Genomic DNA, 21191 nt, shown 5'->3' on the forward strand with positions numbered 1-21191 from the left:
AAAGGGTTTCATTCATGGCACTGCCCCTATCGGTCATCGACTTCGCCACCGTGCGCGAGAACCAATCGGTGGGTGAGAGTTTCGCGGATTCCGTGACCCTTGCCCGGCACGCGGAGCGGTTGGGATACACGCGGGTCTGGTACGCGGAGCACCACAACATGCCCACGATCGCGTCCTCCGCACCGGCAGTGTTGATCGCCCACGTGGCCGCGCACACGGAACGCATCCGGCTCGGTTCGGGCGGCGTCATGCTGCCCAATCACTCCCCGCTCACGATCGCGGAACAGTTCGGCACCCTCGCGGAGCTGCATCCCGGCCGGATCGACCTGGGGCTCGGCCGTGCCCCGGGGACGGATCCGCGCACGCTGCGCGCACTGCGTCGTTCCCCCGAATCCGCCGAGAGCTTCCCCCAGGACGTCAAGGAACTGCGGGGCTACCTGACCGGCAACTCACTCATCCCGGGCGTGCAGGCGATGCCGGGTGCGGGGACCGACGTGCCGCTGACCATCCTGGGCTCGTCCCTGTTCGGGGCCCAGCTGGCCGCGGCCTACGGGCTGCCCTATGCGTTCGCATCGCACTTCGCGCCGGACGCCCTCGTGGACGCCGTGGCCGCGTACCGGTCCCAGTTCCAGCCGTCCGAACAGCTCGCGGAGCCGTTCGTGATCGCCGCGGTGAACGTGATCATTTCCGAGGACGCGCAGGACGCCGCCCGCCAGTTGGAAGCGACCCAGCGCTCCCGGGTTAGGGCCATGGTGGGCCGCGGCCGGGAGTTCACGGACGAGGAGATGGACATGGTCATGGCCTCCCCCGCTGCCGCCCAGATCCTGCACATGCTCAGTTACACCGGCGCGGGCACCCCGGACACCGTGGTGGACTACCTGCACCGGTTCGCAGAACACGCTGATGCGGACGAGCTGATGATCTCCCCCACCGCTACGCGCCAACCGGACGTCCTCACAGCCATGGAGTTGCTCGCCGACAACTGGAACTGAGCGCCGGGCATCCCCGGGTACATCCATGCCCCGATAAAGCGCCCGGATCGCGATTCCGAGGCATTATCGGGACTCAGATGTTCGCCCGCCATTCCGCCCGTGAGCGGCACCCGCGAGCCGCCCGATCAGACGAGACGCGAGAGGAAGGCACCCAGAGCGGCGTCGTACTCCGAGGGGTTCTCCATGTTGGGCGTGTGCCCGCTCGCGGGGACCACCGCGAGCTCACCGTGGCGTAGCAGCTCGCTCATGGCCTGGCCCGCGCCGTTGTCGAACGCGTCCGAGTCCCCCACGATCACGAGCGCGGGCTTCTCCCACGCGCGCAGCGTCTCGGTGAAGTCGTTGCGTTCGGCGCGCCCGCGCATGGCCGCGGTGGAGCCCTCGAGCGGGGCGGCCCGGATCATCTCGCGCACGCGCTCGGCGACCTCCGGCAGCCGCTCCACGTTCTCCTCCGCGATCATCTTGGACAGCACGTTCTGCGCGTAGGTCTCCATGCCGTCCCGCACGATCCCGTCCGCCGCCACATGACGACGACGCCGCCCCGCCGCGTCCTCGGACGTGGGCACCGTGTCGTTGATGATCAGCGCGCTCACCCGTTCGGGGTACGACGCGGCGATCTGCATGGCCACCTGCCCGGACATCGAGAAGCCCAACAGGATCACGGTCTCTAGGCCGAGCTCGTCCAGCAGCGCGACGATGTCCGCGGCGAACTCCTCGGTGTACACGATCCCCTCGGTGACCCGGGACTCGCCGAACCCGCGCAGGTCCGGGGCGATCACGCGCCAACCCTGCTCCGCGAGAGTCGTGATCTGCCCGTCCCACATGGAGCGGTCGTACGCGTGGCCGTGCAGCAGCACGACGGACTCGCCCCGGCCCTCGTCCGTGTAGGCCAGCTCGGTGTCGTTGACGTGAGCGGTGTGCGTGGTGAATGTCGATCGGCTCATGGGGCCATGATGTCAGGTGGGGTGGGCCCGGGAGCGGGTGATGTCAGGGATGCAGTCCACGCACCGCCCGCACGACACGGCCCGCACACGAGGACGTCGCCCACCCCCGGGAAGGGAGCGAGCGGCGTCGTACCGGGAGCTCAGATCTCCGCGTACCGCACCACCGCGCGGCTCGCGATACCGGCGATCAGTGTGACGACCACGAGGCCGAGCGGGATGCCCCACCGTCCGAGCTCGCTCGCGAGGTTCAACCACAAGTCCGGCCAGGCCACGATCGCGGCGAGCAGACCCAGTGCCACGAGCACCACGGCCACGATCGAGATCACGGTCCAGATCACCCCGGCCGCGCGGTAGATCCCGCCGAAACTCATGCCCGCAAAGAGGCTCATGAGACTCAGCAGGAACAATGTCACGGCCACGATCAGGGGGTTGCCGTCACCCAGGGCGTGAATGGTGAGGAAACTGATCCCCAGCCCGAACCCGGTCGCGGCCTCCGCGGCCAGAATCACGAGACCCGCGGCCGCGACCACCAGGGACGTGATCACGAAACCCATGGCCGTGCCCGCCCAGAAGTTCCGGCGGGTGCTGCCGAACGCGAGCGCGCCGGCGAAACCCCGGTTGGCGGTCAGCGCGCCGTGGGAGATCAGGAAGCCCGGGAGGGCCCAGAACACGGCCAGGTTGGCTTGGAATCCGTCCTGGACCGGCTGCGGTAGGGGCAGACCGGTGCGGATGCCGATGATCAGCCCGATCACGACCGTGAGGATCGCGACCAGGACCAGGATGGCCGGGGCCACCACGAAGGAGTTGAGTCGGTTGGTCAGGTACAGCGCGAGGTTCCGGCGGGCGTACTGCATCACACACTCATTTCTGCGTCGTCGGTGCCGCGCATGCCCCGCGCGGCCACGAGTTCCTGCAAGGTGACGGGTTCCAACGAGACATTGGCGGCGTCCGCGCGGCGCCGGTCCTCAGCGGTCGCGGTGCCGTCCACGGTGACGGAGAGGATGTTGCCGAGTCGGTACTCGCGCAGGACCCTGCGAGCGCCCACGACGTCCCGGACCACGGGTTCGAGTCCGCGCAGCACGAACGCGCTGTCCCGGGCGTCGTCGATGTCCGCGTCCACCGTGACCCGGCCGTCCTCGATCATGACCACGTTCTCGAGCAGGTCGGACACCTCGTCGATCAGGTGCGTGGAGAGGATCACGGTGCGCGGGTGTTCGGCCATGGCGCGGGCGAACTCCTCGTAGAACAGGGCGCGGTGCCCGGGGTCGAGCCCCAGGTACGGCTCGTCCATGAAGGTGTACGGCGCCCGCGCGGCCAGCGAGATGACGATCGCCAGCGCGCTGCGCTGCCCGCGGGAGAGCTTGGTGGTGCGCGTGCTCATCGGCAGCTTGAACCGGGGCGCCAGGCGCTCGGCCAGGTCGGTGTCCCACGTGGGGTAGAACGTGGGCAGGATGCGCAGCAGGGAGGCCGGGGTGTCGTCGTCGTGGAACTTCTGGTCCTCGTGGACGAAGCACGTGCGTTCGAGCAACCGCGCGTTCTCCCGCGGATCCTCACCGTCGATCAGCACCTCACCGGAGCTGCGGAACGTGTGATTGAGGATCACGGACATCAGCGTGGTCTTGCCCACGCCGTTGGCCCCGAGCAGCCCGTGCACCCGATCGGGCGCGAAATCCACGGTGATGTCCCGCAGCACGTGTTTCTTGCCGAAGGACTTGTTCAGGTTCCTGATCCGGATCCCCTGCCCCAGCGCGCTCTCACGGTGATCCGTGTGTCGTACGGGAGAACTCATGGCGAGACCTTTCTGATGAGTGCGACCATGTCGTCGAGTGTGAGTCCGAGCCTCCGGGCCTCGGCCACGGCGGGTTGGATGAAGTCTTCATGGAACGCCTCCCGGCGCTGCGCTCGCAGGATGTCCGGGCCATCCGCGGCCACGAACGTCCCGATCCCACGACGCCGCTCCACGACTCCCTGATCCACCAAGCGTCCCAGAGCTTTCCCCGCCGTCGCGGGGTTGATGCGGTAGAACGCGGCGAGTTCGTTGGTGGATGGCACCGCGGAATCCACCGGGTAGTTGCCCTGGAGGATGTCGTCCGCGATCTGGTCGGCCAGGACCATGAAGATCGGGCGACCGTCTTGTTTGGGTGTCATGGAGAACTTCCAGCTCCTTGGTTCATTACTCTACTAATGAACCACATAACCGGCGAGGCGGTCAAGGGTTCACGGATCGGATCAGGACGAGAACGACGACGCCGCCCGCCCCCGCGAGGGGACGAGCGGCGTCGAGCGACCGGCCGGGGTCACACCGGGCGCACCGCGGCCCACCAGATGAGCAGCATGGTCACCAGGAAACCGGTGAGGTAGTTCAACCACAGGAAGGTCTTCCATCCCGCGTTGGCCCGCCCGGAATCGGTGTCCGTGACACCGCTGAAGCGCAGCACGTTGAGCAGGTACGGCACCGCGAGCAGTGCGGCGAGCTGGCCTGGCCACTCGGTGAACATCATGAGCCCACCCGCCAGGGCGTACAGCAGCGCGGCCACCCATACGGTGGGCCGGGCCCCGAGCACCGTGGCCACGGACGCGAGTCCGCCCTCCCGGTCCGGGACCACGTCCTGGACCGCGCCGAACATCTGGGAGGCCATGCCCCACAGGAAGAACCCGATGAGCAGCGCCCACAGTCCCGGTGTGAACGTGGCGCCCGCCAGCGTCAGGCCGTAGACCGCGGGCGAGACGAAGTGGGTGGCACTCGTCATCGCGTCCACGAACGGGCGTTCCTTGAACCGCAGCCCGGCCCACGAGTACGCCACCACGGCGAACAGCGAGACCGCGAGTACCGCGATGGACACCCAGTTGCCCGTGGCCACCGCGTAGCCCAGGAGCACCAGGACGAAGGGCACCGGGACCAGGCACGAGGCCAGCAACACGGGGCGTTGCGCGGCACGGTCCACCACGGCACCCTCCACGCCGCCCTTGCGGGGATTGCGCAGATCGGACTCGTAGTCGAAGACGTCGTTGATGCCGTACATGGCCAGGTTGTAGGGCACCAGGAAGAACACCGTGCCGAGCACCACGAGCCACCACGGGATGCCCCTGGTCAGCAGCACCGCCGCGGTGAACGGGTACGCGGTGTTCACCCAGCTCAGGGGGCGCGAGGCCCAGAAGAGCTTACTCAGCACGGACTCCCCTTTCCTCAGCCTCCGGCGTTCGGGCACCGCGAGCGCCGCGTCCGTCGTGCGACCCGCGTCCGTCGCCGGCACGACGTTCTTCACGGGCACCGCGTTCTTGGCGGGCACCACCGAGCAACAACCACAGCGCCGGCAGCAGGAGCACCCCCGCGAACGGGTACGCGAAGTCCTCGAGCGGGGCCAGTCCGATCTGCACGCCGGAGATGTTGTGCTCCGTGTAGGTCATGATCCCGGCGGCGATCATGAGGTTGTCGAAGATCGCGGTGAGCACCCCGAGCAGCACGAAGGACGCCACCAGGGATCCCCAGAACAGCCCCCGCGGCCGCCGCACGAGCACGGCCACGAGCAGCACCACCGCCGAGATGCCCAAGAAGATGAAGTTCACGCTCCAGTACGTCACGCTCCGTGACCTCCTCGCAGTTCGGACGACGCCGCCGCGGTGCCCCGCCGGTCGCGCAGCCACCGCCACAGCACGGGTGCCCCGAGCACGTAGATCATGGTCTGGTAGCACAGGAATGCCAGGAAGAAGACCTCTTCGAGGGGCAGTTCGGGGGCCACCAAGATCCCCAGGGTCAGCGAGTTCTCGCCGTGCCAGAACAGCCCGTTGACGATCCCCACAACGTCCCACGCGAGGAAGAACAGGACCCCCACGACGAGCACGAGCCACGCCCGCAGTTTGTGCCCCGACCAGAAGTAGAGGTTCCACCGCCGGTCGATCAGCGCGTAGCACCCCAGGAACACGAGCAGCATGAGCAAATACATCAGGACACCCCGCTGTCCTCGCGGATGGCGTCCCACACCACCTGGGATGAGATCAAGCACATGGGCACGCCGATCCCCGGGCGCACCGAGGACCCCGCGTAGAACAGGCCCCGGATCCCGGGATCGGTCACACCGGGGCGCAGCATCGCGGACTGGCCGAGCGTGTGACCGGGGCCCAGGAGGGAACCGCGCCACGCGTTGAACTGGGCGACGAAGTCCCCCGGCCCGTACGTGCGCCGCACCACGACCCGGGACTCGAGATCCGGGATCTTCGCCCAGCGGGCCAGTTGCGCCACGGCCGCGTCCGCGACCCGCTCGACCTGTTCCGAACCCGGTTCGTGGCGTTCCGGCGTGCTGATCCCGCCGCGACCCCACTCGGGGACGGCCGGTGCGGGCACCAGGATGAAGAGGTTCTCGTCCCCCTCGGGCGCAGTGGCGGGGTCCGTGGCCGACGTCATGGACACGTAGATCGAGGTCTTCTCCGCGAGCTCCCGCCCGGTACCGATGCGCGCGAAGTTGTCGTCCCAGTCCGCCGTGAACAGCAGGTTGTGGTGGGCCAATTGCGGCAATTTCCCCCGCACGCCCAGGCACACGAGCACCCCGGACGGCCCCGGGTCCCGGCGCTTCCACCGCGATTCCGGGGCCCGGTACCGTTCGGGCAGCAACCTGGTCTGGATGTGGTGCAGGTCCGTGGCACCCACCACGAGATCGGCGGGCACGGTGGTCTCCGCACCGTCGGCCGCCGTCCGCGGCGCATTCGAGGCCGATGACGTCGCACGGTAACGTACGCCGCGCACGGAGCCGGCCGAGCGACGTCGTGAACGGGCGGCAGCCACCTGGGAACGCACGGAGCGCGGTGCCCGCTCGACGTCGATCCCCGTGACGGTCGCCCCGGTCACGATCTCGACCCCGGCCGCGCGCACCAGCTCGGCCATCGCGTCCACGAGCGCGCTGAACCCACCCACGGGGTACTGCACTCCGTCCGTGAGATCGAGGTGACTCATGAGGTGGTACATGGCCGGAGCACTCGAGGGCGAGGCGCCCAGGAACACCGCGGGGTACCCCAGGATCTGGCGTTCCCGCGGATCGGTGAACCGCTGGTCGATGTAGCCCTTCATGGACCGGGTCAGCAGTGTGCCGAGCCGCGGGAGGTTCTTGAGCACCTGCGGGGTCATGAGCTCACGGGGGTGCGCGAAATCCGTGTAGAGAAAGTACTTCTTGGCGAGCTCGTAGACCTCCGCGCCGGAGTCCAGGTACATGCGCAGCGCACGGGAGGATCCCGGGTCCAGTTGCTCGAACAGTTCCTCCGCGTGCCCGCTGACCACGTCCGTCGGTGGCTCGTCCAGGTGCTCCTCGAAGAACGTGCGGTAGCCCGGGCTCAGGGTGCGCAGGTCCAGTTCTGCTGCGGCGCTGGAGCCCATGAGCCGGAACCACCGGTCGATGACCTCCGGCATGAGGTACCAGCTGGGGCCGGTGTCGAACGAGAAGCCCTCCGCGGACCACCGCCCGGAGCGCCCACCCAGGATGTCCTGTTGTTCCAGAAGGGTCACGCGGTGCCCGTCCTGGGCGAGCAGCCCCGCCGTGGCCAGGCCCGCGAAACCGCCGCCGATCACCACCGTCCGTGTCATCGTGTCACCACCGAATCCGAGAGGGAGCGCGCCGCGATCCGCAGTTTCACCGCGGTGGGCACGCTGATGCGTTGTCTGGTCAGTTCCCGCGCGGGGACGCGTTCGATCCGCCGGGACAGTTCCGCGAACAGTCCGTGCGCAATCAGGACTGCCCGGCGAGCGCGCCGGTCCAGGGCCAGGATCCCGGGCATCGCGGCGTCGAGATCCGCATTGAGGTCCGCGAGCAGCTGCGCCTTCTGGGTCTCGTCCAAGTGGGCGGGGTCCGCGCCCGGGAAATACGTGCGACCGAGCTGGTCGTGGTCCGCCCCGAGGTCACGCAGGAAATTCACCTTCTGGAAGGCCGCTCCCAGCCGACGGGCCGTGGCCCGCAGCATGTCCCGCTGCTCAGGGGTGTCCGCCCGTGTGCCGGGCATGTCCATGAACACCTCGAGGCACATGAGTCCCACGACCTCCGCGGAACCGTAGATGTACGACTCGAGCGACGCGCCGTCGTGCTCGGCCACGTCCAGGTCGGCGCGCATGGACGCGAAGAACGGTTCGGTCAGCTCCCGCCCGAAACCGTGACGGCGGGCGACGTCCGCGAAGCCGTGGATCACCAGGTCCGTGGCGAATCCCGTGGCCAGGGCCGAGTTCACAGCCGCTTCGTACCCGTCCAGGGCGGTGCGCACGCGGGCGGCTTCGAGGCCCGCGGCGCCCGCGGTGCCGTCCACGACCTCATCCGCGACGCGTACAAGCGCGTAGATCCCCGCGATGTCCCGGCGCACGGCGGGCGGCAGAGTGCGGCACGCCAGCGAGAAGGATGTAGAGTACCGGCCGATGACCGACCCGGAGGCCGCGAGGGCCGTGGCGGTATACAGGCGAAGCGACGAGAGGGGCGGCGCGTCCGAATCCGGCATGGGGGTCCTCACTACGAGTGTCTGTTCAGGACGTGGTGGCACAGCGCGACGAGCTGATCGCGCTGCGCCGCGGGCAGGGGCAGTTCGTCCAGGGTGGTCCGGGCGCGGTCCACGAGATCCGTGGCCAGTTCCACGGCCACGTCCTTGGCGCCGGAGGCCGTGAGCGCTTCCCGCGCGTGATGCACCGTGGTGCGTTCCGCCGCGAGGTCCCTGAGGACCCGGCGGACCGTGGGTACCCCCATCCCGTGGGCGGTGAGCACGGTGGCCTTGCCCGAACGTAGATCCGCGTCCACCGATTTGCCGGTCAGTCCCGGGTCACCGAACGTCCCCAGGACGTCGTCCACCACCTGGTACCCCACGCCCAGCATGGCGCCGGCCTGGGCCAGCCGCTCCGCGACGTCCGCGGGAGCACCCGCGAGCAGTGCGCCGGCCCGCAGCGGGGCCTCGAACGAATACGTGGCGGTCTTGAGCCGCTCCATGTCCAGGATGTCCTGCACCCCGGGGTGCTCGGCGCCGAAGCGATGCAGGGACAACAGCACGTCATCCAGCTCCCCGGCCGCGGAGGCGGTCACGGCGTCGAACACCACGTCCGCCACGGCGCGACACCGCGCGAGGTCCGATGCGCACGTGGTCGCGAGCCGCAGTGCCCCCGCCAACAACAGGTCCCCCGCGAGGATCGCCGCCGAGGCCCCCGCGTGTTCCGCTTCGTGCTCGGGTGCGCCGGCGCGGGCCGCGTCACGGCGGAACAGCTCTCCCACCGTGGGCATGCCCCGGCGCAGCCAGTCGCGGTCCACCACGTCGTCGTGGACCAGCAGGGCCGCGTGCAGCATCTCGAACGACGCCGCCAGGCGCACGCACTCGGGGTCCGGCACCTCTGTCTCCCGGTCGCCCGCCGTGTGGTTCCCGTCTCCGGCCGCATCGCGCACACCCGGCGTCTCCTCGGCATCCCCGGCGTCCGGCGCGACGAGCGGGTCAGGCGCGCTCGATCCATCCCCCGCGCCCCCGGCGAAGGAGGACCACGCGATCCACGTCAGTCGCGGCCGGATGAGCTTGCCGCCCACCATGTGCTCGCGCACCCGCTCCCACAGCACCCCGAAACCCGGGCTCGTGGGAACTCGATTCGCGGGGGCCGCGAAGAACGCGTCCAGCTCTTCCCCCACGGCGGTGCGGAAACGGCGCCAGGCGGCGTCGTCGGCGGGGGCGACACTCGGGGAGGCCCCAGGATCGGTAACGGACGGGATCCCGGGAGCCGCTCGGTGGGATTCACGGGACCGGGCGGTGCGTACGCGTTCGGTCATGACCCACCCGCCCCGGGATCGTCCTGGGACGCCTGGTCCGCGCGCCCGCGCAAGTCTTCCAAGTACTCCTCCAGACGGGACTCGGTACCTCTCAGGAACCGGAGGACGGCCTCACGCCCGGGCTCGTCCAGGGCGTCGAGCTCGTCCTCGACCATCCCGATTACCGGCACGACGTGCTCCCGGGTCCGCTCCCTGGACGAGGTCACCGCGCGCACAGTCATCCGGCGTCGATCCCCCTCCACGGGCTCCCGGACCACGTGACCCGCGCGCACCAGTCGGTCCACCACCGCGGTCGCGGAGGCCGTCGTGATGTGCAGCGCGTGAGCCAGTTCCGTGGGCCCCATGGAATGGACTATGAGCATGACCATGGCCGCGTAATCGGTTCCCTTGAGCCCCAAGATGCGGCGGATCTCGTACGCGATCTCCGCGTTGAGCACGACCACCCGGCGCAGCGCACGCGACTGCGGGCTCACCGGCCCGTACCACGTTGCACTGCTCTCCATCGCGTCCCTCGCGTTGTGGATAACTAGACAATCTAGTAAACATCATGCTGCACGTGCGGGGGACGTGTCCAACCATGTCACGCGGGTGGAAAACGTTGTCCGCACCTGCCTTGTAGCAGTCATCGGCCGAGAACGCCCTGTCCTCAGCGGGTGATGGACGCGCCCCGTAGTGTCACATCAGACTGCGCAGGGCCCGTAGGACCGCCCCGCCGTAACCACCGTCGAACCTGATCGCATGCACCAGCAGCGGCGGCAACTGGTACCACGGCACCCGGTCGTGCCAGCCGTCCGCGAGGGGGTAGGCGTCGTCGTACGCCGCGAAGCATTCCCGCCCGAAACCGCCGAAGAGCTGCATCATGGCCAGGTCGTACTCGCGGTGTCCGTAGAACGAGGACGGATCGATGAGCCAGTTCGTCCCGTTGCGATCCACCACGCGGTTGCCTGCCCACAGGTCACCGTGCAGCAGGCTCGGGGGTTCGGGAGGGCCCGCGAGTTCGTCCGCTCGCGGCGCCAAGCGCGCCAGCAGGTCCGACGCCGCGGGGTCCAGGTGTCCCGCGTCGATCGCCGCGCGCAGCAACGGCTCGATGCGGCGGTGTAACAGGAAGTCGGCCCAGTCGTCCGTGGGCGTGAGATCCACCGGGAACGAGCCGATGCGTTCCGGCAGCTCCGCCGAGAGCCACCCGACGTGCGGGGCTCGCGCGCGGTGGATGGCCGCGAGACCAGCACCCATGCTGCGTTCCGTGGCACGGTCCTGCCGTCCGGGACCCTCGTCGATCCACTCGAGCACCAGGGCCTCATCGCCCACGTGATGCACCCTGGGCACCCGCACCTCGGCGGGGGCGACGGCGCGCAGCGCCTCGAGTCCCGCCGCCTCCAACGCCAACACACCCGCCGGGGCACCCGGCATGGTCTTGGCGAACAGGGGCCCGTCCGGGGTCTCGAGCCAGTAGGCGCGGGCGGTGTCCCCGCCGCTCAGGGGACGGGCATCGCTCACGCGCAGGTCCGCGACAATCTCACCGGGAAGCTCATCGATGGTGGCCATGCGTCTTGTCTACACCATGCCGCACTGCGCACCACCCCGGACGACTCAGTGGCCACAGTGGAACGCGTGGTGGACGGGGACACCCTGGACGCCACGATCGCGGGAAAGTCCACACGGGTGCGGCTGCTGAACATCAATACCCCGGAGGTCGCGCGGGACGGTCAGCCCGGCGAGTGCCTCGCGGACGAGGCCACGGCCAAGCTTGAGGACCTACTGCCCAAGGGATCCACGATCCACCTGGACTACGACGTGGAACGCACGGACCGCTACGGCCGCACCCTCGCCCGAGTGACCCGCGACGACGACGGGTTGAACGTCAACCAGGCACTCGTCAAGGCGGGCCTGGCAACGCCCATGACCGTGGGCGCCAACAGCACGTACCGGCGAGAGATGGACAGCGCGTACAACGTGGCCCAGGCCATGCAGGTCGGTTTCTTCGACCCGAAGCAGGACTGCGCGCCGCCGGGGGAATCCGCATCCCCCGGCACCACAACTCCGAGCACCGCGAGCCCGAGCGCGACGCCGAGTCCCACCTCGTCCTCCACGCCCACTCCCACGCCGACGCTCGAGGCGCCTCCCGCGGTCGTGGAGGACGAGGTCGCCGTGGGCGATCCGGCACCCCAACCCAATCCCGCTCCGCAACCGAACTACAACTACAACCCCGCCCCCGCGCAGCCCGCGGCACCTCAGCTACCGGCCGCGCCCCGGGTACCTGCTGCCCCGCAGCTGCCGGCGGCACCCCACGTGCCCCCGGCTCCCGAGAGTGATGGCGGTTATCCCGGTTACACCGGCCCCCGGTGCTACGAACCGGGAGGAAAGGTCTGGCACCCATGCTGAGTTGCTGATGACACGCCAAGGCACGCCCACCCGGTCGGTTGACCGGGTGGGCGTCCCTGCTTTTCGCCGCGCTTTCGTCACGCGGGTGCACCGGCGAGCCGCCGGATGCACGGCGGCCCGAACTCAGGGTTCGTGACGACCGGGGTTGGCGGTCGCGCTGCGCAAGGGGGACGGCGTCGTCGTCGGAGCGGGTGCCTGAGAGGACGCGGACCCGCCCGCGGCCGGCGCCGCGGCTATCGAGCGCGAGACCCAGTTCTCGGGTCCCAACTCGGGCATCTTCATGTCCTGCACGTCGTGGGGCAGGATGACCACGGCAGGGCCCAGGTGCCCCCGTGCGGTCCATTCAGCCCGCTTGGGAAGACGAGCGCGGCGGGAGGCCGGCGGTTCCGTCATCGTTCGTGGGCCTCGTCACGAGGCTGTGCTACGCTCGCTCGTAACAAAGGATCATGAGTCCCGGTGCGAAGCTCTGGCTAACCGGGCGGCAACCCTCCAGCTGTAGTGGGGTGCCCCAGATGAGGATCCGGCCGCCGCGCAACCGCGTGGTCGGCAAGTACGGCGCTCGGAGCTCATCCTCCGGCGTCCTAACGCCGGAGGATTTTTTATATGCCCGCACCCCTCGCAGCGTCAGAACCCGCGCCCGTGACTGGCCCGCCCACGGGGACGTCCTGGCTGGTCCGGCGCCCGCGCCGCTCCACGCTCGTCTCGTTCGAAGTGTTCCCGCCGCGGCCCACCGCGGACCCGGACACTGTGTGGCGCAACATCGACGCCATGGCCCAGGCCGGGCCGGATTTCTTCTCCGTCACCCACGGTCACGCCGGCCATCACGGTGTCTCCCGCGAGGCGCTGCGCCACCTGCGCCGCGCGACCAAGACCCCGGTCATGGCGCACTTCACGTGCGGTGGCACGGACCGCGCGGGTCTCGAGCGCGCCGTGGACCAGTTGCTGGACGACGGCGTTCGCGACCTCCTCGCGCTGCGCGGCGACCCGCCCCTGGGTACCGGGGAATGGCGGACCCCCGCGGGTGGCCTGGGCCGGGCCTCCCAACTGGTGGAGCTGATCCGGGACGTCGAACGACGTCGCTTCGGCACCGGGTTCCGCCCGGGTCAGCGGCCGCTGTCCGTGTCGGTGGCGTGTTACCCGTCCCCCGCGCGAGGCCGCGACTTCGAGGCGGATCTCGCGTCCCTGTGGGACAAGCAGGAGGCCGGCGCGGACTACGCGATCACGCAGGTGCTCTACGAACCCGAGGACTACGCCACGTTCCTGGAACGCGCGCGCTCGGAGGGCATCCACATCCCCGTGGTCGCCGGGCTCATGCCGCTGAGCAACCCGCAACGGTTGCAGCGCATGACCGAGATCACCGGGGTCCGGGTCCCGGAACGCCTCACCCGGTTCCTGCGCGCCGACACTCCCGAAGAACTGCGCCACCGCGGGGTCGCGGCCACCCTGTCCCTGATCGACGATCTCATGGATCTGGGCTGCGCCGGTTTCCACCTCTACACGTTCAACCGCCCCGAGGCGGCGCTGACCATCCTGGAGCACCTGCGGGTCCGGGATGCCGCTCGTGAATACCGAGGCCGCAGCCCCGCGGCCTGACCGCCGCACCAGCCCCGACCGACCCGTGAACCGCTCGTGTTGGCTTCGACCGCCACATCCGGGCAGGCCGAAAACCGTTCGTAGCGGCACCACCCACGGTGACGTTCCCCTTACCCCGCCGCGCCGGAGCACACCCGTTGCCGCGGTTCATCACACCCCTAACCGCCATACCCCACACCAGCTCCGAGGAGTTCCCATGAGCACCCAGCCCGTCCCGTTCCCCGCCGCCACGATCCTGGGCTACCCCCGCATCGGCCCCGACCGCGAGCTCAAGCGCGCACTCGAGTCCTACTGGAAGGACCCGCAACAGCACCCCGCCACCACCGTGCTGGACACCCTCGCCCGGTTGCGTGAGCGCACCGCCACGCGATTGTCCGAACTCGGCCTCACCACGGATCACGCGGTGCCGTCCGAGGGGTTCGCGGTGGACCACGTCCTGGACACGTCCCTGGCGCTGGGCGCGGTTCCCGCGCGGTTTATCGCGGACGGCTACGAGCCCGCCGCCCCGGACACGCCCCGCGGGATCGAGCTGATCACGGCGTTGTCCCGCGGCACCGATCGGTTGGAGCCGCTCGAGATGACCAAGTGGTTCGACACCAACTACCACTACTACGTACCCGAGATCGGCCCGGACACCCCGTTGCGTGCGAACCCCGAGAGCCTCGTGTCCCGCTACCGGACGACCCTCGGGACCACCGGGATCACCACCCGCCCGGTCCTCGTGGGCCCCGTGAGCCTGCTCTTGCTCTCACGCCCCGAGACCACCGATGCCGTCGCAAGTCACCCCCTGCAGCGCCTCGACGACGTCGTGGCCGAATACGCCGCGATCCTGCGAGCCCTGGCTGAGGCCGGCGTCGAATGGGTGCAACTCGACGAGCCGGCCCTCGCCGCGGACGGGTGGAGCGTGGAACGCACCGAACTCGTGGCCGCCCTCGAGAGCGCCTACACCCAACTTTCGAACGAGCAACAGCGCCCCGCGATCCTCGTGACCGTGGGCTACGGCGATGCTGGCGAGGACGCCCAGCTCGCCCTGGCCCACACGAACGTCGACGCCCTGGCCATCGACCTCGACCGCGGGGACGTCCCCGGCAAGAAGGCACTCGAGGCATGGGGCGAACGCCCCGTCGTGGGCGGCGTCGTGGGCGGACGCACCGTGTGGCGCACCGACCTCGCGCGCGCCGTCGAGACCCTGGACCGGCTGCGCGCCGCGGCCCGCGGGCCGGTGGCCGTGGGCACCGCGACGCCGCTGCTGCACGTCCCGCACGACGTCGCCCGCGAGACCGCACTGGATCCGGACGTCACCAGCTGGGTCGCGTTCGCGGACCAGAAGGTGACCGAGGTGGTCGGGCTCGCGCGCGGCGTCGAGCACGGCTGGGATGCCATCCGGGACACCCTGGACGAGGACGCCACGATCCGCGCGGCCCGCGCCGAGCACCCGGCAACTCACAAGGCCGAGATCCGCGAGCGCACCGCCGCGGTGCAGGACGCGGACCGCCAGCGCGCGGACGCCGAACAGCGCCGCGCTGCCCAGCGCGAACGTCTGCGCTTGCCCGTGCTGCCCACCACGACCATCGGATCCTTCCCGCAGACGCCGCAGATCCGCAAGACCCGGGCGGACCACCGCGCGGGGCGGATCACGGAGGCCGAGTACACGGACGCGATCCGCGCGGAGATCGCCCACACGGTGCGCGTCCAGGAGGAACTGGGGCTCGACGTCCTGGTGCACGGCGAACCCGAGCGCAACGACATGGTGCAGTACTTCGCGGAGGGCCTGGACGGTTTCGTGACCACGCAGCACGGCTGGGTGCAGTCCTATGGATCGCGCTGCACGCGCCCGTCGATCCTGTTCGGGGACGTCTCGCGCCCCGCGCCGATCACGGTGGACTGGACCTCGTACGCGGCGTCCCTGACCGAGCGCCCCGTCAAGGGCATGTTGACCGGGCCGGTCACGATCCTCGCGTGGTCCTTCGTGCGCGACGACGCTCCGGCCGCCGAGGTCGCCGACCAGGTCGCACTCGCCCTGCGGGACGAGATCGCGGATCTCGAGCGCGCGGGAACGCCCGTGATCCAGGTGGACGAGCCCGCGCTGCGCGAGCTGCTGCCGCTGCGGGCGGCCGAGCGCCCGGCGTACCTCGAGTGGTCCGTGGGGGCGTTCCGCCTGGCCACGGGCGGGGCGGCCACGGACACCCAGATCCACACCCACCTGTGCTATTCGGAGTTCGAGACCGTCCTGGACGCGATCGACGCCCTGGACGCGGACGTCACCACGCTCGAGGCGTCCCGCTCCGGTTCGGGCATCGTGACCGGGCTCGCGGCATCCGACTTCCCTCGGGACGTGGGTCCCGGCGTGTGGGACATCCACTCGCCCCGGGTCCCCACGTTCGAGGAGCTCGCGGGGCGCATCCGCCACGCGGCGCACGAGATCGGCGCCGAGCGCGTGTGGGTTAACCCCGACTGCGGGTTGAAGACCCGCGGCTGGCCCGAGACCGAGGCCGCACTGGACCGGCTGGTCGCCGCGACGGTCACCGTGCGCGCGGAACTCTCCGCCGACGACGCCGCTCGGACGGCCAGCGCGCCCGCAGGTGCACCGGCGAACGTGGACCCGAACGACGCGACGACCGTGTCCGGGAGCGTCACTGTCGCCGCGTCGTCGACCCCTGCCGCGGATACTCCGGCGCAGCGCTGATTCACCCGTAGGAAACGTCCACCCGGTGGCCGCCGCCGCGCGGCCACCGGGTGGACCGAGGAAGGAAGAAGACCATGACCGCAGCCACCCCCGCTCCGCTGGGCACGCCCATCGTCCGGCCCATCCACCACAGTGCCGCGTACGCGTTCGAGACCCTGGCCGACGCCCGCGAGGTCTTCGCCCAGCGCGCGAGCGGTTTCACGTACGCCCGCACGGGTAATCCGAACGTCGCGGCGCTCGAGGCCGAGGTCGCGCGGCTGGAGGGAGGGGAATGCGCGGTCGCGACGTCGTCGGGACAAGCCGCGGTGAGCCTCGCTTTGCTCACGCTGACCGGGCCCGCGAAGGACGCGCACGTCGTCGTCTCCTCGCGGATCTACGGCGGGACGGTGGACCTGCTCACGGACACCCTCGCGGACACGGGCCTGGAGGTCACGTTCGCGGATCCCCGCGAACCGCAGCAGTGGGAGGATGCCCTGCGCCCCGGCACGCGCGTGTTCTTCCTCGAATCCGTGGCCAATCCGCTCACGGAACTGCCTGAACTCGAGGCGATCGCGGAGATCGCGCACCGCAACGGTGTGGTCGTGATCGTGGACAACACCGTGGCCACGCCGCACCTCTACACTCCCGGGCGCCACGGTGCGGACCTCGTGGTGCACTCGGCCACCAAGTACCTCTCGGGACACGGCGGGCCCCTGGGCGGTGTGCTCGTGGACACCGGGTCCTTCGACCCCACCGAGGACCCCGAACGGTGGCCGTGGCTGACCCGCAAGCACCACCGCTGGGGGGACCGTTCCCCCGTGGAGGTCTTCGGCGCCCGGCGTGCGCTGCTGGGTGTGGCCCGGTGCAAGTACCTCAACGACCTGGGCCCGTGCATGGGCGCGACCACGGCCCACGAGATCCTGCAGGGCATCACGACCCTGGGTGTGCGCGTGGAACGCCAGTCCGCCACGGCGGAGCGACTCGCCCTCACCCTGGCCGAGCATCCCGCGGTGGAGCGTGTCCACCACCCCCGCTTCGGGGATCCGCGACAGCAACAGCTGCGGGAGACCGGAGGCTACCGCGGGATGGGCGGCGTGTTCTCGATCGACCTCAAGGGAACCCCGGAACAGGTCGAGCATGCCGTGAACTCGTTGCGTCTAATCAAACTCGCGGCCAACATCGGTGACGTCCGCACCCTCGTGGCGCACCCCGCGAGCATGACCCACTGCCGCCTCACGCCCGAGCAGTTCCGCGCGAGCGGGATCACCGAACGGACCCTGCGCGTGAGCGTGGGGCTCGAGGACGAAGCCGATCTCACGGCCGATCTCTTCCAAGCCCTGTCGGTCATCGCCCCCGCGCACGCACCGCAGCCCCGCTCAGCATCGACCACCGCGGCCCACTGAGCTGCCCGCACCCCCCGAAGGAGACCACCCCATGATCCGCACCGACACCCGCCTGCCCGGACTCGCCACGCGCGCCATCCACGACGGCCAACAGCCCGACCCGACCACCGGCGCCGTGGTCCCGCCCATTTACCAGACCTCCACGTTCGTCCAGGACGGCGTGAACCAGTTCCGCACCGGGGGCCACGAATACAGCCGCGGTTCCAATCCCACACGCAACGGTTTCGAGGAACAGCTCGCCTCCCTCGAGCAGGGCACCCGGGCCTTCGCGTTCGCCTCCGGGATGGCCGCGGAGGACGCCTTGTTGCGCGCGGTCCTTGCCCCGGGGGATCACATCGTGCTCGCCTCGGACGTCTACGGCGGCACGTTCCGCCTCGTGGACCAGGTGCTGTCCAAGTGGGGTATCGAGCACGGCTTCGTGCCGTCCGCCTCCGCGTCCGACGCCGCGGAGACCGTCCTCCCCGGACGCACCAAGGTCCTGTGGCTCGAGACGCCGTCCAACCCGTTGTTGCGCGTCGCGGACATCGCCGCGTGGGCGCAGGTCGCCGACGACGCCGACGCCCTCCTCGTCGTGGACAACACCTTCGCGTCCCCCGCCCTGCAGAACCCGCTCGTCCTCGGCGCCCACGTGGTCGTGCATTCCACGACCAAGTACATCGGCGGGCACTCGGACGTGCTCGGCGGTGCCGTGGTCGTGGGTGACACCGAGTGGCGGGGTCAGCCGCTGTCCGAGCTCATCGGGTTCCAGCAGTTCGCCGGGGGCGCGGTGGCCGGCCCGTTCGACTCGTTCCTCGCGGCCCGGGGGTTGAAGACCCTCCCGCTGCGCATGGAACGGCACTGCTCGAATGCGCTGGAGGTAGCCCGCTTCCTGCGCTCACGCTCCGACGTCCTGGAGGTCAACTACCCCGGTCTCGAGGAACACCCGCAGCACGAGCTGGCTGCACAAACCCTCACCGGCGGATTCGGCGGCATCATCTCGTTCCGGCCCGCCGGGGGCATCGAGGCCGCCCACGCGTTCGTGCGCGAAACCGAGATCTACAACCTCTCGGTGAGCCTGGGGGGTGTAGAGTCCCTCGCGTGCGTGCCCCATAGCATGACCCACGGTTCCCGGGTGGGCACCCCGTACGAGGTTCCCGAGGATCTGGTGCGCCTGTCTGTGGGGATCGAGGACATCGAGGATCACCTGGCGGACCTGGACCGGGCGCTCGGCGCAGCCAGGTGAACCGGTCCTGACCCGGAAGAGGGACGCGTCGACCCGGACCCGGGACAGGTGCCCGTCGATCTTGGCACGGGACAGGGGACCGTCGATCTTGGCCCGGGCAGGTGGCCCCCGAGAATGCAGCCGTCGGCCACCTGCCCGGTGCAACTGACCGAAACGACCTGCGCAGGCCGCCCCAGAGGCAGACGCGCGGGATCCTCGGAGTCAGTCCCCGCGCAGCCCCGCGATACTCAGCTTTTTCATCTCCAGCATGCGTTACCCGCGTTGATGAGGACCACGTGGTAGTCCCCGATCCGCAGGTCCGCGGTGAGCAGTTCGCCGGCGAACGTCTGCTGGAAATCGGGCACCCCCTCCGACGGATGCCGGGACGAACCGGCGAGCGTGCAGTCCGGCAGGGCGTTCCGGTAGAACGCGACTGCTTCCTCCGCGGCGCCCTGGCACCACACATGCGGGATGATCTTTTCTGCATGGGATCCCACCTCGGGGTCGGTGATCGGTGCGGGGTCGCTCCGGGCGGGGGAGCGCGAAGCGTCACTTACCCCGCAGGATGCGGTGCCAGTAGATCCAAGGAAGGCCCCAGCGGTCGAAGAGGAACGTGGACCTGCGTTCCTTCCGCGGGTCGAACACCTTGCTGCTGGGCTTGGGGGTGCCGTCCGCGGTGAACTCCGCCAGCACCAGCGTGCGGCGGGAGACGGTGAACGGACTCACGGTGTACCCGGAGTACCGGGCAGTGGCGGGCTGCCCGCGCATCGCGGACAGGACGTTCTGCGCGACGACCGGTGTCTGCTTCCGCAGCGCACCACCGGAACTGGAGCCCGGGGTGGCCGCGATGTCCCCGAGTGCCCAGACGTTCTCGTACTGACGATGACGCAGCGTCCCGGGATCCACGTCCACGAACCCGCGCGCTCCCTCGGTGGAAAGGCCGCAATCCACCACCCAGTCCGGGGCGATGTGCGGGGGCGTGAGGTGCAGGAAGTCGTACGAGATGTCCTCCGTGGCACCGTCGGATTCGATCGTGATCGCGCTCGTCCTCAAGTCCACCGACCGGACACGGGTGCGCGTGCGTAGCTCGATCCCGTAATCGTCGATCGCCCGTTGTAGTTCATCGTCCACGACGGGGACGCCGAAGATCGTGTCTTCCGGGACGGTGAGGACCACCCGCATGTCGTCCAGGACACCGCGGCTGCGCCACAGATCGCACGCCATGTAGAGAATCTTCTGGGCGGCCCCCGCACATGGGCACGTGGTGTCGGGCATCGTGAACACAGCGGTCCCCGAGGTGGCGGCGTCCACGAGTCGCCACGTCTTCGGGGCGAGATCGAACAGATAGTTAGTGGACGCGTTCTCGGACAGGACGGCCTCAGCCGATCCCGGGATGAAGTCCCAGTCGGGACGCGAGCCAGCGGCAAGCACGAGCTGGTCGTAGCCGATCGTCGCGCCGCTGCCCAGGGTCACCGTGGAGAGTTCGGGATGGACCCGTGTCACGACGTCGCGCACCCAGGTGGATCCCTCCGGCATGACTTTGCTTTGCTCCCGCCGTGCATCGCCCAGGGTCGCCAGGCCGGCTCCCACGTAGGACAACAGCGGGCGGTAGAAATGCTCCGAGCGGGGCTCAACGATCACGACGTCGCTCTCGCCCTTGCGATTCAGGCGCGAGGCCAGGGCGATCCCGCCATTGCCACCGCCCACCACGACGACGCGCGCTCGGTTCGGAGGCTTCACAGCTGCTTCAACGGCCATAGCCCCAGACACTACAGCGTTCCGGTGTGTTAAATGGTGGGAGGCCGCGCCCCCTAAGGGGGTGCGGCCTCGACCACTTCTTTCTTTCATGTTAATCCCGGCGGTGTCTTACTCTCCCACACCCTTCCGAGTGCAGTACCATCAGCGCTGTGGGTCTTAGCTACCGGGTTCGGGATGGGACCGGGCGTTTCCCCCACGCTATAACCACCGGAAACCCTGCCACCAACCCCGTGCACGGTGACTACCAGCAACCATGCGTGGGGTGATGAAACCATGGGGTCCCGTGTTTCGTGGACCAAGCTTTATTATATTACCAACCACTACCCCCAGCCCACCCATCAGCCCACAGGCTGGGGGGTGGGGGGTTGTTGGTGGTCAACCACATGGTGGACGCGAACATCACATTCTTCGAATGAAAACTGTGTGTGTAGAAGTCTTCGGTGTATTAGTACCAGTCAGCTCCACGTCTTGCAACGCTTCCACATCTGGC

The 21191-nt window shown here is 69.4% G+C and carries 21 protein-coding genes, 1 rRNA gene and 1 riboswitch; of the genes, 6 read left to right on the top strand and 16 right to left on the bottom strand.

Annotated elements, in window-relative coordinates; genetic code table 11:
* Nucleotides 1–14 precede the first annotated feature (14 nt).
* On the top strand, nucleotides 15–992 hold the full coding sequence (locus RF637_RS09190) for an LLM class flavin-dependent oxidoreductase (RefSeq protein ID WP_085106581.1): 978 nt from the start codon (nucleotides 15–17) through the stop codon (nucleotides 990–992).
* A 125-nt stretch (nucleotides 993–1117) separates the two neighbouring features.
* Here RF637_RS09190 and RF637_RS09195 read toward each other — a convergent pair whose 3' ends face one another.
* The 12 genes from RF637_RS09195 to RF637_RS09250 all read right to left on the bottom strand — a co-directional run bounded on the left by RF637_RS09195 (nucleotide 1118) and on the right by RF637_RS09250 (nucleotide 11244).
* Nucleotides 1118–1933 carry an alpha/beta fold hydrolase gene (locus RF637_RS09195; protein ID WP_144931673.1) on the bottom strand — a complete coding sequence of 272 codons (816 nt, stop codon included), beginning with the start codon at nucleotides 1931–1933 and terminating at the stop codon, nucleotides 1118–1120.
* A gap of 140 nt (nucleotides 1934–2073) precedes the next feature.
* Nucleotides 2074–2787 (bottom strand): hypothetical protein, encoded by a 714-nt coding sequence (locus RF637_RS09200; protein WP_144998578.1) that lies wholly within the window; start codon nucleotides 2785–2787, stop codon nucleotides 2074–2076.
* On the bottom strand, nucleotides 2787–3722 hold the full coding sequence (locus tag RF637_RS09205; RefSeq protein WP_368844679.1) for an ATP-binding cassette domain-containing protein: 936 nt from the start codon (nucleotides 3720–3722) through the stop codon (nucleotides 2787–2789). Before RF637_RS09205 ends, RF637_RS09200 begins: the two co-directional genes overlap by 1 nt.
* Nucleotides 3719–4081 carry a GntR family transcriptional regulator gene (locus RF637_RS09210; protein ID WP_064845642.1) on the bottom strand — a complete coding sequence of 121 codons (363 nt, stop codon included), beginning with the start codon at nucleotides 4079–4081 and terminating at the stop codon, nucleotides 3719–3721. Before RF637_RS09210 ends, RF637_RS09205 begins: the two co-directional genes overlap by 4 nt.
* 149 nt (nucleotides 4082–4230) lie before the next feature.
* The gene (locus RF637_RS09215; protein ID WP_085106584.1) at nucleotides 4231–5106 is read right to left on the bottom strand and encodes a prenyltransferase; all 876 of its coding nucleotides are present in this window, start codon (nucleotides 5104–5106) and stop codon (nucleotides 4231–4233) included.
* Entirely contained in the window at nucleotides 5096–5515 is a 420-nt protein-coding gene (locus RF637_RS09220; RefSeq protein ID WP_085106585.1) for a lycopene cyclase domain-containing protein, read from the bottom strand. Before RF637_RS09220 ends, RF637_RS09215 begins: the two co-directional genes overlap by 11 nt.
* Nucleotides 5512–5877, bottom strand: coding sequence for a lycopene cyclase domain-containing protein (locus RF637_RS09225; RefSeq protein WP_085106586.1), 366 nt, complete (start codon nucleotides 5875–5877; stop codon nucleotides 5512–5514). Before RF637_RS09225 ends, RF637_RS09220 begins: the two co-directional genes overlap by 4 nt.
* Nucleotides 5877–7505, bottom strand: coding sequence for a phytoene desaturase family protein (crtI, locus tag RF637_RS09230; protein WP_368844680.1), 1629 nt, complete (start codon nucleotides 7503–7505; stop codon nucleotides 5877–5879). The genes RF637_RS09225 and crtI overlap by 1 nt, the downstream gene beginning before the upstream one ends.
* Nucleotides 7502–8401 (bottom strand): phytoene/squalene synthase family protein, encoded by a 900-nt coding sequence (locus RF637_RS09235; protein ID WP_098053666.1) that lies wholly within the window; start codon nucleotides 8399–8401, stop codon nucleotides 7502–7504. Before RF637_RS09235 ends, crtI begins: the two co-directional genes overlap by 4 nt.
* Before the next feature lie 11 nt (nucleotides 8402–8412).
* Nucleotides 8413–9699 (bottom strand): polyprenyl synthetase family protein, encoded by a 1287-nt coding sequence (locus tag RF637_RS09240; protein ID WP_260850650.1) that lies wholly within the window; start codon nucleotides 9697–9699, stop codon nucleotides 8413–8415.
* Complete coding sequence (locus RF637_RS09245; protein WP_144998581.1) at nucleotides 9696–10202, bottom strand: MarR family winged helix-turn-helix transcriptional regulator; 507 nt, start codon at nucleotides 10200–10202, stop codon at nucleotides 9696–9698. The genes RF637_RS09240 and RF637_RS09245 overlap by 4 nt, the downstream gene beginning before the upstream one ends.
* A 172-nt stretch (nucleotides 10203–10374) precedes the next feature.
* Nucleotides 10375–11244: a fructosamine kinase family protein gene (locus tag RF637_RS09250; protein WP_085106589.1), complete on the bottom strand. Its 870-nt coding sequence runs from the start codon at nucleotides 11242–11244 to the stop codon at nucleotides 10375–10377.
* A gap of 48 nt (nucleotides 11245–11292) precedes the next feature.
* Here RF637_RS09250 and RF637_RS09255 point away from each other — a divergent pair, with 48 nt between their 5' ends.
* Complete coding sequence (locus RF637_RS09255) at nucleotides 11293–12081, top strand: thermonuclease family protein (protein WP_206479149.1); 789 nt, start codon at nucleotides 11293–11295, stop codon at nucleotides 12079–12081.
* Nucleotides 12082–12204: 123 nt separating this feature from the next.
* Here the strand turns inward: RF637_RS09255 and RF637_RS09260 are convergent, their stop codons facing one another.
* Nucleotides 12205–12474, bottom strand: coding sequence for a hypothetical protein (locus RF637_RS09260; RefSeq protein ID WP_121544252.1), 270 nt, complete (start codon nucleotides 12472–12474; stop codon nucleotides 12205–12207).
* Between the two features lie 49 nt (nucleotides 12475–12523).
* A riboswitch (SAM riboswitch) is annotated at nucleotides 12524–12640 on the top strand.
* 44 nt (nucleotides 12641–12684) lie between these two features.
* On the opposite strand from RF637_RS09260, the gene RF637_RS09265 reads away from it, so the two are divergent.
* The 4 genes from RF637_RS09265 (at nucleotide 12685) to RF637_RS09280 (ending at nucleotide 18964) form a co-directional block, all read left to right on the top strand.
* A complete protein-coding gene (locus RF637_RS09265) occupies nucleotides 12685–13674 on the top strand; it encodes a methylenetetrahydrofolate reductase (protein WP_144931679.1) in 990 nt (329 codons plus the stop codon).
* A gap of 196 nt (nucleotides 13675–13870) precedes the next feature.
* A complete protein-coding gene (metE, locus tag RF637_RS09270; protein ID WP_368844681.1) occupies nucleotides 13871–16360 on the top strand; it encodes a 5-methyltetrahydropteroyltriglutamate--homocysteine S-methyltransferase in 2490 nt (829 codons plus the stop codon).
* A gap of 74 nt (nucleotides 16361–16434) precedes the next feature.
* A complete protein-coding gene (locus RF637_RS09275) occupies nucleotides 16435–17742 on the top strand; it encodes an aminotransferase class I/II-fold pyridoxal phosphate-dependent enzyme (protein ID WP_144998587.1) in 1308 nt (435 codons plus the stop codon).
* Nucleotides 17743–17773: 31 nt separating this feature from the next.
* A complete protein-coding gene (locus RF637_RS09280) occupies nucleotides 17774–18964 on the top strand; it encodes a cystathionine gamma-synthase (protein WP_144931685.1) in 1191 nt (396 codons plus the stop codon).
* Nucleotides 18965–19200: 236 nt separating this feature from the next.
* On the opposite strand, the gene RF637_RS09285 is transcribed toward RF637_RS09280, so the two are convergent.
* The 3 genes from RF637_RS09285 to rrf form a co-directional block, all read right to left on the bottom strand.
* The gene (locus RF637_RS09285; RefSeq protein WP_368844682.1) at nucleotides 19201–19440 is read right to left on the bottom strand and encodes a VOC family protein; all 240 of its coding nucleotides are present in this window, start codon (nucleotides 19438–19440) and stop codon (nucleotides 19201–19203) included.
* A gap of 52 nt (nucleotides 19441–19492) precedes the next feature.
* Nucleotides 19493–20701 carry an FAD/NAD(P)-binding oxidoreductase gene (locus RF637_RS09290; RefSeq protein WP_368844683.1) on the bottom strand — a complete coding sequence of 403 codons (1209 nt, stop codon included), beginning with the start codon at nucleotides 20699–20701 and terminating at the stop codon, nucleotides 19493–19495.
* A gap of 95 nt (nucleotides 20702–20796) precedes the next feature.
* Nucleotides 20797–20913 (bottom strand): 5S ribosomal RNA (gene rrf / locus RF637_RS09295).
* Nucleotides 20914–21191 lie beyond the last annotated feature (278 nt).

Source organism: Kocuria sp. CPCC 204721 (assembly GCF_040980945.1).
Classification (GTDB): Bacteria; Actinomycetota; Actinomycetes; order Actinomycetales; family Micrococcaceae; genus Kocuria; species Kocuria marina.

Coding starts and splice junctions, on each gene's coding strand:
- RF637_RS09190 (WP_085106581.1), top strand. CDS start 15: ATGGCACTGCCCCTATCGGTCATCGACTTCGCCACCGTGCGCGAGAAC.
- RF637_RS09195 (WP_144931673.1), bottom strand. CDS start 1,933: ATGAGCCGATCGACATTCACCACGCACACCGCTCACGTCAACGACACC.
- RF637_RS09200 (WP_144998578.1), bottom strand. CDS start 2,787: ATGCAGTACGCCCGCCGGAACCTCGCGCTGTACCTGACCAACCGACTC.
- RF637_RS09205 (WP_368844679.1), bottom strand. CDS start 3,722: ATGAGTTCTCCCGTACGACACACGGATCACCGTGAGAGCGCGCTGGGG.
- RF637_RS09210 (WP_064845642.1), bottom strand. CDS start 4,081: ATGACACCCAAACAAGACGGTCGCCCGATCTTCATGGTCCTGGCCGAC.
- RF637_RS09225 (WP_085106586.1), bottom strand. CDS start 5,877: ATGTATTTGCTCATGCTGCTCGTGTTCCTGGGGTGCTACGCGCTGATC.
- crtI (WP_368844680.1), bottom strand. CDS start 7,505: ATGACACGGACGGTGGTGATCGGCGGCGGTTTCGCGGGCCTGGCCACG.
- RF637_RS09235 (WP_098053666.1), bottom strand. CDS start 8,401: ATGCCGGATTCGGACGCGCCGCCCCTCTCGTCGCTTCGCCTGTATACC.
- RF637_RS09240 (WP_260850650.1), bottom strand. CDS start 9,699: ATGACCGAACGCGTACGCACCGCCCGGTCCCGTGAATCCCACCGAGCG.
- RF637_RS09245 (WP_144998581.1), bottom strand. CDS start 10,202: ATGGAGAGCAGTGCAACGTGGTACGGGCCGGTGAGCCCGCAGTCGCGT.
- RF637_RS09250 (WP_085106589.1), bottom strand. CDS start 11,244: ATGGCCACCATCGATGAGCTTCCCGGTGAGATTGTCGCGGACCTGCGC.
- RF637_RS09260 (WP_121544252.1), bottom strand. CDS start 12,474: ATGACGGAACCGCCGGCCTCCCGCCGCGCTCGTCTTCCCAAGCGGGCT.
- RF637_RS09265 (WP_144931679.1), top strand. CDS start 12,685: ATGCCCGCACCCCTCGCAGCGTCAGAACCCGCGCCCGTGACTGGCCCG.
- metE (WP_368844681.1), top strand. CDS start 13,871: ATGAGCACCCAGCCCGTCCCGTTCCCCGCCGCCACGATCCTGGGCTAC.
- RF637_RS09275 (WP_144998587.1), top strand. CDS start 16,435: ATGACCGCAGCCACCCCCGCTCCGCTGGGCACGCCCATCGTCCGGCCC.
- RF637_RS09280 (WP_144931685.1), top strand. CDS start 17,774: ATGATCCGCACCGACACCCGCCTGCCCGGACTCGCCACGCGCGCCATC.
- RF637_RS09290 (WP_368844683.1), bottom strand. CDS start 20,701: ATGGCCGTTGAAGCAGCTGTGAAGCCTCCGAACCGAGCGCGCGTCGTC.